Source organism: Ekhidna algicida (genome assembly GCF_051379705.1).
Lineage (GTDB): Bacteria > Bacteroidota > Bacteroidia > Cytophagales > Cyclobacteriaceae > Ekhidna.
On the sequence record NZ_CP179868.1, the window covers coordinates 149,057 to 164,634 of the forward strand.

A 15,578-nucleotide genomic window follows, 5' to 3' on the forward strand; every position below is an offset into this window, starting at 1 on the left:
TGTTTTAATAAAGATCAAAATCTGAGCTAAAATCGGTTTTAAGTGAGATTGAATGCTTATCTGCGGTTTCTTGTGCCACACTTATAAGCTCTTTGTTCTTCACCATTTCGATAGCTGTCTCCATCATCTCATTCATCACTACATCTTTGGTAATATGAGCAATCTTTGATCGCACATGATCATGGATTGCGCTCATGATCTTACTTGATTTCAAAGGGCGGTGAAAGTCCACAGCTTGAGCGGCACAGAAAATTTCCACACCAATTATTTTTTCTACATTTTCCACGACTCGCAATGCCTTCCTTCCTCCAATTGAGCCCATGCTCACATGATCCTCCTGACCTAACGATGTGGGAATACTATCTGCGCTAGCGGGAAAACACATCCCTTTGTTTTCGCTTGCCAGTGCAGCTGTTGTATACTGAGGTATCATAAATCCAGAATTAGTGCCGGTCTCCCTAAGCAAGAGCTTTGGTACGCCGGGAGTGTCGCCTTCCAATGATAGGTAGATTCTTCTATCGGAAATATTGCCAATTTCTGATGCTGCCAGGCAAGCATAGTCAATGGGCAGAGCTAAAGGCTGTCCATGAAAGTTTCCGCCACTTATCGTATGGTTTGAATTAAATACAATTGGGTTATCTGTAACTGAGTTGATTTCTACTTCCAGCATCTCCTTGACGTGAAGCCAGGCATTTCTCGAGGCTCCATGTACCTGAGGAATACATCGAAGGGAATATGGGTCTTGTACTCTGGCGCAGTTAGCATGCGAATGCACAACTTTAGATCCATCTAAAAGTGAACTGATAAAGCTAGCGACATGCCTACTTCCTTTGTACGCTCTCACCTCATGAAGTTCAGGTGAGAATGGCTTTACAGAAGCAAGTAACCCTTCCACCATTAGCGCTCCCGAGATATCTGCATGTACCAGTACATTTTGCAATTGCTCAACTACCTTAATGGCATGGGCAGCAATAAACTGCGTTCCGTTAATTAACCCGAGTCCTTCCTTTGCTCCAAGTTCAATTGGCTTTAATCCAGCACTATTCAACCATTTGTCTGTCTCAATGTAGGAGCCATTGACTTTTACTTTTCCCAATCCAATGAGCGGCAAGAAAAGGTGAGATAGGGGAGCCAGATCCCCCGAGGCACCCACAGAACCTTGTTCAGGAACATGTGGAGTAATGTCATTATCTATATGAAATATGATTCTGTCAATGGTGCTTTCTTGGACGCCTGAAAAACCTTTTGCAAGGGCATGAACTTTCAGAATCATCATCAGCTTGGCAATGTGATCCTTTATAGGTTCCCCGAGACCAACCGCGTGACTCATCAGCAAATTCTTTTGAAGTGTGCTTGTTTCTTCTTTAGATATTTGCGTAGTACAAAGTGGGCCAAAACCGGTGTTGATGCCGTAAACTGCTTTGTCACCATTTGCAATGACTTTCACAGCATCGGAACTTTCATTGACCACTTTTCTCGCCTTGGCTGAGAGTACACCTTGAGTATTTCCGTGAGCAATTGATATCGCTATGCTAGCTGTTAGGTGATCTTCACCATAATGAAAAACAGTAGGGGTTGTAGTCATTGTAAAAGTTGTTAAGACAACAAATTTAATGACTCAAAGAAACGTATGATAAGCCTTAAATAAAAAAACCGAATGATCCTTTGATCATTCGGAGTTTTAGTAACCTAATCCTTCAACAAAGAATTTCTTCGGAGAAGAGGATTATTACTCATATAACTACTGAGTCATAGAATGGTTGTGGGCTTTTTTACAATTGGCTAAAAAAGAGTATGGCTGGTGCTTATGAAGTTTTTTCGTGAATTAGCGCCACTTAACCTAGTAAAATATTGATTGAGCTAATCGATAGGTGTTTGCATGTGCTTCTAATATTTGGCGAATATCACTTGAATAACCTCCACCCATAGAAATCACAATTGGAATGCCCTCCCGTTTGGCAGCTGATATCACCATTTCATCTCTCTTTTTGCAGCCTGCTATTGTTAATCCCAGTCGACCTAATTTATCAGTCTTTAAAACATCGACACCAGATTGATAAAAAATGAAATCAGGACTAACCGTATCTAGAAGTGAGTTTAAATGATGGTCTAATAAACCAAGATATGTAGTATCATCTGTGCCGTCTTTTAAGGGGATGTCTAGATCAGATTTTTCTTTGTGAAGAGGGTAGTTATTTTCTCCATGCATACTGAAAGTGAAAACATGCTCATTTTTTTGAAATATTTCTGCAGTACCATTCCCTTGATGGACATCCAGATCAACCACTAATATCCTGGAAGCTTTTCGATGCTTTAACAGGTAAGCAGAGGCGATAGCGATATCATTCAATAGGCAAAATCCCTCAGCTCGATCTGTGAAAGCATGATGTGTGCCTCCTGCTATATTCATTGCTATGCCATATTCGTGTGCATATTCTGTACATTCAATGGTACCTCCATTAATGGTCAGTTCGCGATTTACAAGACCTTCCGTAATCGGAAAGCCACTGCGTCTTTCCTCATGTCTTGTGAAATCTAGTTTCTGGAGTTTTGACCAGTAGCCGCTTGTGTGCACGTCTAATATTTCATCTTCTGTAAGCATGCGTGGGGTGAATAGATTACTTTCCTCAATTGTTCCTTCATGTACCAATTGTTTCGGTAACAAGTCATACTTTTCCATCGGAAAGCGGTGCTTTGGAGGGAGGGGATGATTATAGTTACTTGACCATGCAATTCTTAACATCTCGATATAACTCTTCCTTTACATTAATGTTTGTGTGTATTAACTTGTCTATGAGTCCAAAACCCAATCTATGATATGCCGAAAATAACAGTTGAGCGTTCCATCAAAATTAATGCACCTGCAGAGGTTATCTATCCTGCATTAAATGATTTTCATAAATGGGTGGAATGGTCCCCATGGCTTCTCATGGAGCCTGAAGCTAAGGTGACGATTGCTGATGATAACAAATCCTATGAATGGGACGGGGATAGGCTCGGGTCCGGTAATATGCATTTAAGAGATGCAAGAGAAAATGAATATATTCAATTTGATCTAAACTTCATAAAGCCCTGGAAGTCTGCAAATACTACAAGTTTTGATCTGAATTCAGTTGAAGGTGGTACTGAGGTAATCTGGAAGATGAATAGTAGTTTGCCTTTCTTCCTTTTCTGGATGAGAAAAATGATGAAGGCATTTATCGGATCAGATTATGATCGGGGTTTGAATATGTTAAAGGCATACGTTGAGGAAGGAGAGATTCATTCTAAGCTGGAATTTCTCGGTAAATCGAAATTTGAAGCCTGTCAATGGATTGGTATTCAGACTTCATGCTCATTCGAAACAATCGCATTACAAATGCAAGCCGATTATGGAATGATTCACGCATATGCAGAGAAAAAGAAAGACATTGCGATTGGAAGTCCATTTACTATTTACCGAAAGTGGGATTTGATTGGAGGTAGTGTTAATTACATTGCCTGTATTCCGGTTAAGGAAATTCCTTCTGATCTACCGGACAACTTTACGACTGGTGGGATCCCAGAAATTAATGTAGAAAAGATTAGGCATGTTGGAGCTTATAAGCATTTAGGAAATGCATGGAGCACGGGGCAGGCTATGATCAGAAACAAAGAGTTTAAACACCACAAGAAGCTATATCCATTTGAAGTTTATCAGAACGATCCGAAGACAACTCCCGAGAAGGAGTTAGTTACCGAGATTCACTTTCCACTTAAATAGCGGTTAATCTACAATTAGTTCTATGCAAGAGCGTAAAACTTCCGGGCATTGATCTACTTCTGCTTCGAGACAAACTTCATAAGTTCCAACATCAAATTGGTATAGCAGTTCATCATCTCCTGAACTGTCTTCGAGTTCAGAGAAAATCAGATCGTCATTCTTATAGATTGCCCAGTAGTAATCAAGTAAATCTTTTGTCTCAAAATTGGCAATGAATTTAAATGTGTTGCTATTGATTGTATCGGTTTCGAAGGACACGAACGGACACGCATCCACAGTGATCATTTTGCAATATTCAGTGCCAGAAAAGCAATCGTCATTGGGGAGAGTGGACTTGATGCAAATTTCAAATTGTCCTGAAGGGAAAGTTTCTGTTAACCGATTGTCTGCATCATCGGAGCCTCCGTCAGATTCTACTTTTTCATTATTTATATACCAATCGTAAGGAATTTCACTGATTCTTTCAAAGTCGGCTTGGAAAACAAATCGGTTGATACTCACAGTATCAATTCTGAAAAACAATTCAGGACATTCACCACAGGAATCAAAAACTTCAAAAAGATCAAATGATGACTTAATTAGGGTGGTTTCTTCCTCAGCATAATTAAATACTTCAATAGGGTATTCAAACGTAGGCTGCTTGTCGAATCCTTGTTGAAACTCAAAATCGAAATAAGCACTTTGATTGTCTATTACAACCTGATTACTATCTATATCCAGCATTGTGACAGGGTAGACTAAATCAAAACATTGCGTATAAAAGGGATCAAATTCATCTCTTAATGTTAATATCTCACAATCGTCTAATAGGTTTGTAAAGTCTTGTTCATTCTCTATGTTTTTAATCAAATCATTCTTAGTGACGATAAATGGAAATTCTATGGCACTGATGTGCTGATCGGAGGTAGCGTTGACTGCTGCCTCATTCAGGCCGGCAAAGTCGGTAATCGAAATTGTAATGCTATTATTGAATTGAAGTTTGAGCGGAAATAGAATTTGAAAACAGCCATCTTCTCTGAGTGTACCATTTTCAATGGCTCTTAAGGTAGAGACGATAGCCGTGCTTTCTCTTAATTCAGTCTCGTCATTTATATCGGGTAAGTCTAAATCATCTTCCGAAACGCACGATTGAATAGCCAGCAACGATAGAATGAATAGGAGCGTGCTCCAAACTTTCAATCTTCTTATCGCTGCTTCTAATTTCATAATGATCCTGACTCAAAATTAAGTCTATTCGACTTCAAAAATAGGGAACCGCCACTTGGATGGCAGGTTCCCCTTCATCAACTAACCTAGAAAGTGAGTTTAATCCACTGAATAAACCTCACATACTTGTTTATCCTGGCAATCATCTTGCTTCAGACATATTTCATACTCCACACCCGGTTCGAAGTGCCACACAAACAAATGATCATCTTCGCTATCCGCATATCTAACTTCTTGATGTTGGAAGTCATCATCAATGAAAACCTTCCAGATATAAGTCACATCATCTTTACCTTCAAAATCAGCGGTAAACGTGTAAAAATCGGTTGTATCAGTTTCGGTCAATTCTGCGGTATAAGAAAGCTCCAGGCACGGTACTGCTTCGACCTCTATCGTCTCGCAATATTCTACAGATTCACATCCATCTTGATCTGATACAAGACACACATTGTGTGTTCCAATATCGAATTGCCAGAATAGCTTATGATCCGTATCTGTAGAATCAGGATACTCAACTTCTACCAGGTCATCATTTACATACCATTTGTATTTCGTGTATTCCTTCCCTTCAAAATCAGCATAGAAATAGTAAGTGTATGAGTTGTCTTTTTCCACTTCAAAGGCGACTTCCTCCACACATTCATTTTCAACCACAATCACTTCGCAATATTCTACTTCGCCACAATCATCGCTTTCGGCTATGATACATATCGTATGCTCACCAGCTTCAAAATCCCATTCCAGGTAGTTGGTTCTGCTGTCAGAGATTGGCTCTTCTTTGACGACATCTCCATCTACAACCCATGCATATTCGATTGTATCAATTCCTTCAAAGTCAGCAAAGAATTTATAATAATAGTTGTCAATCATATCTGACCTAAACTCTAGCCCGAGGCATTCTTCCTTGTTGGGGTTTTCAATTTTGAATTCTACACAACCCTCAATTTCACGATCGCAACTTTCTGATTCCGCACTCACGCAAATTTTGTATTCACCTGGCTCAAACCTGAAGGATAAATCAACTGAGTCTAACTCGCCGGCCTCAACAGATTTAATAAGCTGGTCGTTCACGTATAGATCAAAAGCTATGTCATCCAATCCGGTTGCTATCAAGTTTGCGGTAAGATTGGCACTGTCAATGTCGACTTCTATGCCAACTCCCGGACAGGGATTTTCATCGGTGTTACATGCACTCATTAGCATACCAGTAATAAGTATTACTAGGATGCTATAGGATTTTAGTAATCTCATGGGTGTTTTATTTAGTTTCAATTATTTGTGGGATTTTCCCGGTTTTGCATTTGAAACGCACACCTGTACGATAGACCCTACCCCCGGTTTTTAATATTTTTATTGAGGCTTTTCATTTTTGCATTGACTTAAAATCGGATAGCTTAGTTTTAGATATGGCGGAATTAGACAAACCATTATGCAACGAAGAACAATTCGATTCCTTCTACACGTCAAACGTCAAGGCGTTAAGAAACTACATTTATTATAAGTTCGGAGATGCAGAACAAGCTGATGACGTTGTTCAGGAGTCGTTTATCAGGCTTTGGAAAAATTGTGCTAAGGTCACACTAGATACGGCTAAAGGATTTCTGTTTAAAGTAGCGACGAACTTAGGCACTAGTCTTAAAAGATCTGAGAAAGTACATCTGAAGTACACCGAGAGAGCTGTTAAATCAGACAAGGATGGAGAATCACCGGAATTCCTTATTCTGGAAAAAGAGTTTATGGAAAAACTGACAAATGCGATATCATCACTACCAGAGAAACAGCGTGAGGTTTTTTTGATGAGTCGGGTGGAGAAGAAGACCTATAAAGAGATAGCGGAAATTTCAGGTGTATCGATAAAAGCAATTGAAAAATCAATGCATAAGGCGCTGCTCAAATTAAGAGAACAGATTGGTGATGTATAGGGTAGGGTATGTAGGTATGTTCCGCGTTGGTGTATTAGGAAATATATTATGAGTGAATTTAAAGACGATACTTTTTTAAGCCGCTGGATCAACAATGAGCTGAGTGAAGAAGAGCTCGAGGCTTTCAAAAAGAGCAAGAATTATGATGCTTTCAAAAAAATTGCTGATGGTTCTGGGTTGATTGAGCCGGGTGGTTTTGACGAACTAGAGATTTTGCAAAAGATTAAGGAAAACACAGATCAGGAAAGTTCTCCGACCAGGTCAAAAAATAAACTATGGGTATTTGCGACTGCAGCTTCTGTTGCTGTATTGTTTGGTTTTTTTGCCTACACTATTTTTTTCAGCTCCGACCTTACTACCTACCAAACTATGATTGGTCAGAAAATGAATATCGAGCTGCCCGATGGATCAGAAGTGATTCTTAATGCCAACTCTTCTTTGTCGTTTTTAGCAGATAATTGGGATGATAAACGTGAACTTTCACTTGAAGGTGAAGGATACTTTAAAGTGCAGAAGGGCAATCGCTTTCTTGTGAAGACCAAGAGTGGTGATGTGGAGGTTCTAGGAACCGAATTTACCATAAAGGAACTGGACGATTTTTTTGAGGTTTTGTGTTATGAGGGAAGTGTTAAAGTTTCAAGTTTGGATGAGGAAGAAATATTAAAACCAAAAACAGGTGTGCGGAGAACAAGAGGTTCTGCTCTACTGCGCCGCAATATCCTTCTCAATCAACCTTCCTGGTTGTCCAATAAATCTACTTTCACAAGTGTCCCAATGAGCTATGTTTTGATTGAGCTTAAAAATCAATATGGCGTTCAATTTGAGGGTCGTGATGTGTTGGAGGAGCTGTCATTCAACGGAACCTTTCCTCATGACAATTTAGATCTAGCCTTGAAAATTGTGCTGGATCCGATTAATATCAAATATGAAAAGAAAGGAAATGTAATTGTACTCAGCAAAGACTGATGAACCCCCGCTGCCTTTTTTATTGTCTGCTGTGCTTGCCTGCATTTTGTTGGTCTCAGAATAGGCTTGCCCAGACAGATTTAAAAATAGTGCTTCTTGATTTTCAGAATAGGTATAGTGTCCAATTTTCATATGTGGATGAGGTGATTGAAGGAAAATTGGTTGATTATGACACTACACTTTCACTAGCAGAGGGCATTCATAAGTTAGAGATGGATTCGAGACTTAGATTTGAGAAAATTGAAGACAGCTATTACGTCGTAAGAACCTACATACCTAATGACTTAATATCTCTATGTGGCTATATAACAGACTATAATAGCAATAAACTGTTGGGTGTATCTGTAAGTTACGGTCCTACAGAAGGTGTTATCAGCGACGAGGATGGTTTATTCAAATTGGACTCAATTCCGTTCGATTCCTGGCTTACTCTAAGGTATTTGGGCTATGCTACCAAAAGACTGAAAGTCTCCAGACTTCCTTTTAATTCCTATGTAGATCTACGTATGACAGAGTCTATTGAAGAGCTTGATGAAATCGTTGTTACAAATTATTTAGCGACTGGGATATCAAAAAACAAAAATCAAATCCAAATTGATCCGCATAAACTTAAAGCACTTTCTGGGCTAGCAGAGCCTGATATTTTGCAAAGTATCCAGCAGGTTCCCGGTGTTAATAGTCCTTTTGAAACAGCCGCAGGCATTCATGTGCGAGGAGGATTGCCGGATCAAAATCTGGTTCTATGGAATGGCATAAAGACGTATAGTCAAGGCCACTTCTTCGGGATGATTTCAGCATTTAACCCTTACATAGCTGAAGATGTAAAATTCATAAAACATGGTACTCCTGCCAGATATGGTGATCGGATATCCGCCGTAATAGATATTTCCTCGAACGACAAGGTGATGGATTCATTTTCAGGAGGTATAGGCACTAATCTATTATTCGCCGATGGCTTTGTTAATGTGCCGTTAGTAAAGGACAAATTTTCTCTCCAAGTATCAGGAAGGAGATCTTTCACGGATGTTATTCAAACACCAACCTATCAACAAATGTCTGATCGTGTATTTCAAAACACAAAAATAGGCGAAGCATTATCGGACGATCAGCAATCTGAAAACGACTTTTACTTTTCAGATTTAGCCATTAATTCTGTCTGGGAAATAAACAAAGACAATCGACTGATTTTTAATGGTTTATACAATAGTAATCAATTGAATTTTTCGTCTACCAATCAAGCGATTAATCAAACGTTCAATGATCAGCTTTTACATGAAAATGAAGGGTTCAACCTCCAATGGAAAAGTAGGCCGAATACCAAATGGATGTTTGATGCAAGTAGCAGTTTCTCACGGTATATATTGAGATATGATTTTATAGAAACAGTGCCAGATACTATTACTCAGAGTAGCAAAAAGAACTTTGTGCAAGAAGGTACTCATCAATTGAATACAGCCTATATTTTGAATAGTAAGAGTGAATTAAGAGGTGGATATCACCTGACCAATACCAGAATTAGGTATGCCTATGAAACACAGTCACCAACTTATCAAATTGTGCTTGATAGCGATGATTCTGAGGTTACAACACATGCGGGATACTTAGATTATCTGTATGATAATGGGAAATTACATATCGAACCAGGTGTCAGGTTTAGTTACTATCACCAATTAAACGATCACTACGTTGAACCACGACTGTACGTTCAATACAGGTTATCACAACACGTAACGACTTCACTTTCAGGAGAATATAGAACACAAATAGCGAGTCAGATTAAGGAATCAGTAGTTAGTGATCTTTCGCTCGAAAACAAAGTTTGGGCAATCGCCTCATCAGAACGATTCCCTGTTCTCACCAGTTATCAGCTGACAGTCGGTTCTGACTATGAAAAGAATGGCTGGTTTGCAGAGACCGAACTCTATTACAAGAGATTGGATGGTGTTTCTACACTGATTTTTGGCTACTTGAATGGAATTGAAAATGAATTCAGAGTAGGAGAGAGTAGTATTCATGGAGCAGATATTTTGGTCAAGAAAATCGTGCCTCAGTTCGAAACATGGCTCAGTTATTCATATCTGAAAACTGATAATTCATTTCAAGGCATTAACAACAATGAGTCGTTTCCAGGTAGTTGGAGTATTGAACATACAATTAGGTGGTCTAATATTATCCACTTGAATGATTGGGAGCTATCCTTAGGTTGGCTATGGCATAGTGGCAAATCGTATACAGAAGTATCTCAATCAGCAGATATCAGTGGATCAGTTCGAATCATGTATGACGCAATAAATGCCAATAGTCTTCCGGACTATCATCGAATGGATTTCTCAGCTATGAGGGAATTTCATTCTAACAAACATTCGAATATCAGGTACAGGGTGGGAATCTCAGTACTTAACCTTTACAATAAAAGAAACTTGCTTAACAGGGAGTTTAGAACCACGCCATCGCTTGAAAACGAGTTAATAGATACACGTGTCTACTCGTTAGGCATTACTCCAAATCTTGTGTTCAGAGTATTCTGGTGATTAATCTAAACCTACTATTTTAGGTTTAGTCACATTAGGACTTTCAAAAAATCTAGGCGTTGAAATTGACACTTTAAAGAAGAAAATTTGACCTTCAGTTGGAGGATTTGGAATCAAGGAAACACGAAACTCAAAAGTGTTAAAAACCAAACTTTCATTTCTTATTCTCACTCCACCACCCATTGTATAGTAGGTTTTAGAGAATGGATCTCTTACCCTGGACTCACTTACATGACCTAAACCTAAGTGAGCGTATGTAGCAAATCTAAATCCATAGAAATACCAAGGTTGAAAAACCACGTACTCTGTCGATAGCGTAAATAATTTGTTTCCTTCAATCCGGTTTCCCGTAATATTTCGAAATCTATTTTCACCTAGTAGGCTTTGAGACTGAGGTATAGAAAACCTATCACCATTAAAGAAATGTAGTCTTGTAAATATTCTTGAATAGGCATCTCCTAATTCAAAAAGCGGAGTGAAATGACGGCCATCGAATTGTATGACTTCATTATTTCTGCGATTTTGCTGGGTGAAATATCCGGACTCCAGATTGAATAGAAAATAACCGGCTACATCATTGTAGAATGAGTAACTAGCTTGAAAGCCTCTATAATCTCTTACGCCAAACTCGGTCCAATCCTTACCTCCAATAATGGAATAAATAAATCCTACAGGAATGTCTTCAGTAATGTTAAAGGAGAGGATATTCTTCGTCTTCAAGTAGTTGATCTTGCTATATGAAACACCTCCCACCAAGAAGTGATGATTTTGATATATTTCATTGCTGTCTTGCTGAACAGTAGGGCGTTCAGAAAAATAATCATGCTGTAATCTTAGCGCAAAACTTAAGTTTTTACGTTTACCAAATTGGAATGATCTAGCACCCCACAAATCATAGCTTTTCCTGTCTATTTCAAAATTCTCTTCATATAATGAATCAGCAAAAATGAGGTCTCTGATAGGTTCTACATGCTCAAGAGTGGCTTCTCCATAGTATTTTATTTCTGGTGAGATGAAATCACGTTTAAATGTTATTCCCTTGCTCTTACCTAAGTAGTTGTTGGAAGCAAAAACAGTCCCATCAATAAATGAATTTTCAATGTTTCTGACAGTATAGCTTACATCATATCCATGATTAGGATTCTCCTCTTTATTATATAAGTAACCAACTCCAAATTCATTTCCGGTACCCAATATATTTCGATTGATAAAACCAACTCTTACAGCGCTGTTTTCATCAACCGATAAATCGATCGACCATGGAAACCTGTCTTTAACAATTAATATTACCCTCACAGCATCACTGTCAGATGGGTCGGGCGATAAGCTTATTCGAGCATCTTCTATGTAAGAAAGTGAACGGATAATTCGCTCACTGTCAGCCATTTTGAACGGATCTACTGAATCTCCAATATCAAAGAGTAGGTATTGATCAACCGCTTCGAAAGTAGTGTTACGGTGTAGTTCATTGCTCAATTTCCCAACACTGCTTTGAGCTTTAAGCGTAGTATCGTTTACTGAACCACCAAATAAATCAACGCTGACATATTCAATTGAAGTGATCCTTTTGTTGAGAAATGCCTGAAAAAAATCTTCACTTTTAACAGGATCCTTAGTGTCAAATGGATCGGTAGATTGATCTTTAGTTATCAATAAATTGAATAGCTCTTTTGTCACCCGATTTTGCTTTGCCACGGAATAGACTGAATCGTAAAAACCTTCTGACAAAACATATTTGTTACTAAAAATTTGATATTCCAGAGTATCAGAAATTATGAACAAAGTATCCTTTTTTGGCGCATACAAGGAATCTTCAAAAATCATCACTTGATTTCGCGTTACGCTAATTGTATCCACTTGAGCTTCAGAAATTCTAAATAGCCCCAGTGACAATAAGAAATAAATACCTAATGAAAATTTATTCAAAACAGAAATGCTAGTCTTATTCGGCAATGATAGCATGTAGACCTCATCTAAATAATTAGTTGTGAACTAATAGTTCATATGATGAAAAATATTTTTTTTCAATGCATTCATTTTCACTAGTTGCAATCAATTAAGGATAGCTGAATGGAAACAAGACTACAAATGGTGTACATGAACTTAAAACAGTTCTCTTAATATTTCATTTTGAAAAAATCAAAGCAAGTTTGAAAAACTATCTAAAATGGAATTAAAGATAAATAGGAAGATCGCTTAAGTGATTCAGCAAAATCTGATAGAATTGACAAGATTGAAAAAACATTGTACGTATATAATACTATTCATAAGCACATTGAGTGGCTTCTCTCAGGATTTAGAGTTAAAAGCTGATTCCATTATTGAATCAATAACAACCAATTTAGAAACACGCAAACAGCAAGTTGATTCACTTAACTTATCTGCATCTAAATACTTAAAGGTTAAATCGACTATCACATGGATACTTGCTGCCAAAGCATTAGAAATTGCTAAAGACATTGGATATCAAGAAGGTGAGGCAGTAGCCAATTACTATTTAGGTACCTCACAAGCGTATAAAAAGTATGATATAGCGATTGCTTATTTGAATGAATCCAAACGGCTGGCATACGAAATCGGAGATTTGTCTCTGCAAGCAAATGCTCTGCTTAGCATCAGTGGGGTTTATCACGGGATGACTCAATATGGTAAAGCAATTGATGCCACAAAAGAAGCCGAACAATTAGGTAAACTCATCAGTGACGAAAAAATACTATCCCGAGTGTATACAAATCTGGCTACATATTACTATGATGCAGATGATGCTAGTATGGCATTAAAGTATTCCAGAATTGCAATAGAACGAAAGGAGAAACTTAATGATAGCTATGGTTTGAGACTTAACTATTTAAACCTTGGGGTAATTCTTTCTGAGTATGACTCAACAATTGATGAAGGTATCAGGTATATGCAAAAATCGAGAAGTCTTTCCAAGGATGATCCGATAATGGTTAACGATGTAATGGCCAATATGATATGGGCTCATTTGCGAAAAAAATATTTCAAAGAATGCTTAGTCTACCTAGACTCAGCCATGATTGGTAATGATACAATTGATAACAAGTACACAAGACAAGCAATTCACAGATTAGGGAAAGAAGTCTATTTAGAAATAGGAGATTTTGAAAATGCATTTAAATATGCGCAACTCGAATATGAACTTGAAAAAGAATTGAGAGGAAAAGAAATTGAAGGAAGATTTAAGGTTCTTGAATTAGAAAATGAGAACAATGAAAATCAAAAGCAGATTCTGCTGCTTGAAAAGAAAAGATCAGAAGCTAATCTTAAGTTTTTGTATACAGCAATTTTAGCCGCTTTACTCTTACTGTTGCTCGCTGTTTTATTTAAGAGCGATAGATTAAAGAAGAAGCTTTTAGACGATTTAAGACTTAAGCAACTGGTAATTGAAGATAAATCCAACCTGTTGGAAATAAAGAATAAAGAAATAGAACAATTTGCCTACGTAGCTGGTCATGATCTGAAAGCCCCTTTGAATACTATTATTAGCTGTATTAATATAGTAAAAGATGAAATTGACTCCAAGCTGAGTGATCAACCTCGACAAATGGCAAACTTCATAATGTCAAGTGCTAATCGAATGAAATCGATGATTGATAGCTTGCTTGAGCATGGACGACTTGGAAAGGAGCTGGTATTCGAAGAAGTAGACCTTAATTCACTTATTGATGATTTAAAGCAAGACATTCACCATCTGATACAGGAATCGGGTGCCATTCTGGATATTAATTATTTACCAACTGTAAAAGGCTCGAGAGTAGAATTGTCACTGTTATTTCAAAACCTGATTACAAATGGCATTAAGTTCTCAAGAAACAATCAGGTTCCAAAAATTGCAATCTCATATCGTTCTCATAAAAACACCAGACGTTACGAGTTTTCAATAAAAGATAATGGCATTGGTATTCCTGAAAGGAATAGAGGAAAGATTTTTAATTTATTCGAAAGAGCACACGGTAATTCCTATGAAGGTAGCGGTATAGGCTTGGCCCACTGCAAAAAAATCGTTGAGCTTCACAAAGGTTCAATTTGGTTTGATTCCACTGAAGGAGCAGGTACTACTTTTCACTTTTTGCTTCCAATGAAAGATTGGTCTAATATGGATTCTCCACAAAATGGGAATCATGATCAAATTGATGGTATCCCAAATAAAGGACCAATCGAAATTTGAAATGAACCATCAATTATCCTATTGGTTGTCAACTCAATAGGATGATTTGAATAGGGTTATTAGATTAGCGATAATATTTTTTCTCTTTTTTGTTCGAGCATTTAGCATTACTTGCGATAAGTATTCTAATACTTTATTCCAGGCCTCACCAATTTCATCCTTATATCTATCACCCATATTTTCTTTAATTGTTCTAACCAGTGCAGTACTTAGTTTAAGGTAGTGTTCAGGTTCTATATCGAGTCTATTGTGGAATCTGCCTAATTCTTCAATCGTATTTTTAATATCTTCTAATCGTGTCAAATTACTTACCACAAAATTCATTGTATGCGCCAGTTTGTCACTTTGTTTGCTGATATCGTCGGGAAAGTAGTGAATAGTTTCAGGGGCTATATCGAATAGATGGTCGTAGAATTTCGTCATCGAATGAGGATTCTCGCTGAGAACCTCCCAAGAGTAATAAATCAAACGCACTTGAGATTCACTTAGCATTATTACTTATCTTATGCTGCCTGTTGAATTTCATACTGTTCCCAAGCCTAGAAATTTTCTCTTTAAAATTCACAATAGCTTCAATTAAAGAGATTCCGAAATGGTCAAATAGGCTAACCCTTAGATATACATTACTAGTTAAAACCTCTAATGGCAATTCCATTCGATACATTTTTCTCAGGTACCAATTGATTATATCAACTTCCATTTCGCTCCAGGATGTTCGCTCATGGATATAATAAGCTGAAAATTTCTGATTATGCTCAAGCAGCTCTGGCATGGCTCGAGTGATCAAAGAAGCCCAACCCATTGGAGTTATTTCCATCATGATCCACATCTTTATTGCATTTGCTCTAAACTTCATCTTTAAAAATTAAAGTTGTTATAGGTTTTGATTTAGAGGTGGTACTATAGTCTACGAAAGTATCATGGGTCGTCGTTTTTTTCATTATAGTGCAGGTGTACTAAGCGTATACATAAAAGAATTTGTTTTATTATATTATATAACGGATTTAGTAAAAGACTTTAAA

At 37.6% G+C, this 15,578-nt stretch carries 12 protein-coding genes; 5 read left to right on the forward strand and 7 right to left on the reverse strand.

All coding sequences use genetic code 11. The annotated features are described in order from the left end of the window. Positions 1-4: 4 nt before the first annotated feature. Entirely contained in the window at positions 5-1,585 is a 1,581-nt protein-coding gene (hutH, locus tag ACL8WY_RS00465; protein ID WP_436516278.1) for a histidine ammonia-lyase, read from the reverse strand. A gap of 255 nt (positions 1,586-1,840) precedes the next feature. Continuing rightward, complete coding sequence (locus tag ACL8WY_RS00470; protein WP_436516279.1) at positions 1,841-2,743, reverse strand: histone deacetylase family protein; 903 nt, start codon at positions 2,741-2,743, stop codon at positions 1,841-1,843. 75 nt (positions 2,744-2,818) lie between these two features. Here ACL8WY_RS00470 and ACL8WY_RS00475 point away from each other — a divergent pair, with 75 nt between their 5' ends. After that, the gene (locus tag ACL8WY_RS00475; protein ID WP_436516280.1) at positions 2,819-3,742 is read left to right on the forward strand and encodes an SRPBCC family protein; all 924 of its coding nucleotides are present in this window, start codon (positions 2,819-2,821) and stop codon (positions 3,740-3,742) included. Between the two features lie 3 nt (positions 3,743-3,745). Here ACL8WY_RS00475 and ACL8WY_RS00480 read toward each other — a convergent pair whose 3' ends face one another. Next, positions 3,746-4,948 (reverse strand): hypothetical protein, encoded by a 1,203-nt coding sequence (locus ACL8WY_RS00480; RefSeq protein ID WP_436516281.1) that lies wholly within the window; start codon positions 4,946-4,948, stop codon positions 3,746-3,748. Positions 4,949-5,047: 99 nt separating this feature from the next. Then, the gene (locus ACL8WY_RS00485) at positions 5,048-6,199 is read right to left on the reverse strand and encodes a hypothetical protein (protein ID WP_436516282.1); all 1,152 of its coding nucleotides are present in this window, start codon (positions 6,197-6,199) and stop codon (positions 5,048-5,050) included. A 155-nt stretch (positions 6,200-6,354) separates the two neighbouring features. Between ACL8WY_RS00485 and ACL8WY_RS00490 the strand changes: the two genes are divergently transcribed. The 3 genes from ACL8WY_RS00490 to ACL8WY_RS00500 all read left to right on the forward strand — a co-directional run bounded on the left by ACL8WY_RS00490 (position 6,355) and on the right by ACL8WY_RS00500 (position 10,367). Next, on the forward strand, positions 6,355-6,870 hold the full coding sequence (locus tag ACL8WY_RS00490; protein ID WP_436516283.1) for an RNA polymerase sigma factor: 516 nt from the start codon (positions 6,355-6,357) through the stop codon (positions 6,868-6,870). Positions 6,871-6,918: 48 nt separating this feature from the next. After that, positions 6,919-7,836, forward strand: a complete 918-nt coding sequence (locus ACL8WY_RS00495; protein WP_436516284.1) for a FecR family protein — start codon at positions 6,919-6,921, stop codon at positions 7,834-7,836. Between the two features lie 89 nt (positions 7,837-7,925). After that, positions 7,926-10,367, forward strand: coding sequence for a TonB-dependent receptor (locus ACL8WY_RS00500; RefSeq protein ID WP_436516286.1), 2,442 nt, complete (start codon positions 7,926-7,928; stop codon positions 10,365-10,367). On the opposite strand, the gene ACL8WY_RS00505 is transcribed toward ACL8WY_RS00500, so the two are convergent. Then, the gene (locus tag ACL8WY_RS00505) at positions 10,368-12,329 is read right to left on the reverse strand and encodes a hypothetical protein (RefSeq protein WP_436516288.1); all 1,962 of its coding nucleotides are present in this window, start codon (positions 12,327-12,329) and stop codon (positions 10,368-10,370) included. A 262-nt stretch (positions 12,330-12,591) separates the two neighbouring features. Here ACL8WY_RS00505 and ACL8WY_RS00510 point away from each other — a divergent pair, with 262 nt between their 5' ends. Beyond that, the gene (locus ACL8WY_RS00510) at positions 12,592-14,556 is read left to right on the forward strand and encodes an ATP-binding protein (RefSeq protein ID WP_436516289.1); all 1,965 of its coding nucleotides are present in this window, start codon (positions 12,592-12,594) and stop codon (positions 14,554-14,556) included. A 33-nt stretch (positions 14,557-14,589) separates the two neighbouring features. Here ACL8WY_RS00510 and ACL8WY_RS00515 read toward each other — a convergent pair whose 3' ends face one another. Together ACL8WY_RS00515 and ACL8WY_RS00520 are read right to left on the reverse strand one after the other, a co-directional pair. Then, a complete protein-coding gene (locus ACL8WY_RS00515) occupies positions 14,590-14,979 on the reverse strand; it encodes a globin domain-containing protein (RefSeq protein WP_436516291.1) in 390 nt (129 codons plus the stop codon). A 58-nt stretch (positions 14,980-15,037) separates the two neighbouring features. Then, positions 15,038-15,412, reverse strand: a complete 375-nt coding sequence (locus ACL8WY_RS00520; protein ID WP_436516292.1) for a hypothetical protein — start codon at positions 15,410-15,412, stop codon at positions 15,038-15,040. Between the last annotated feature and the right edge of the window lie 166 nt (positions 15,413-15,578).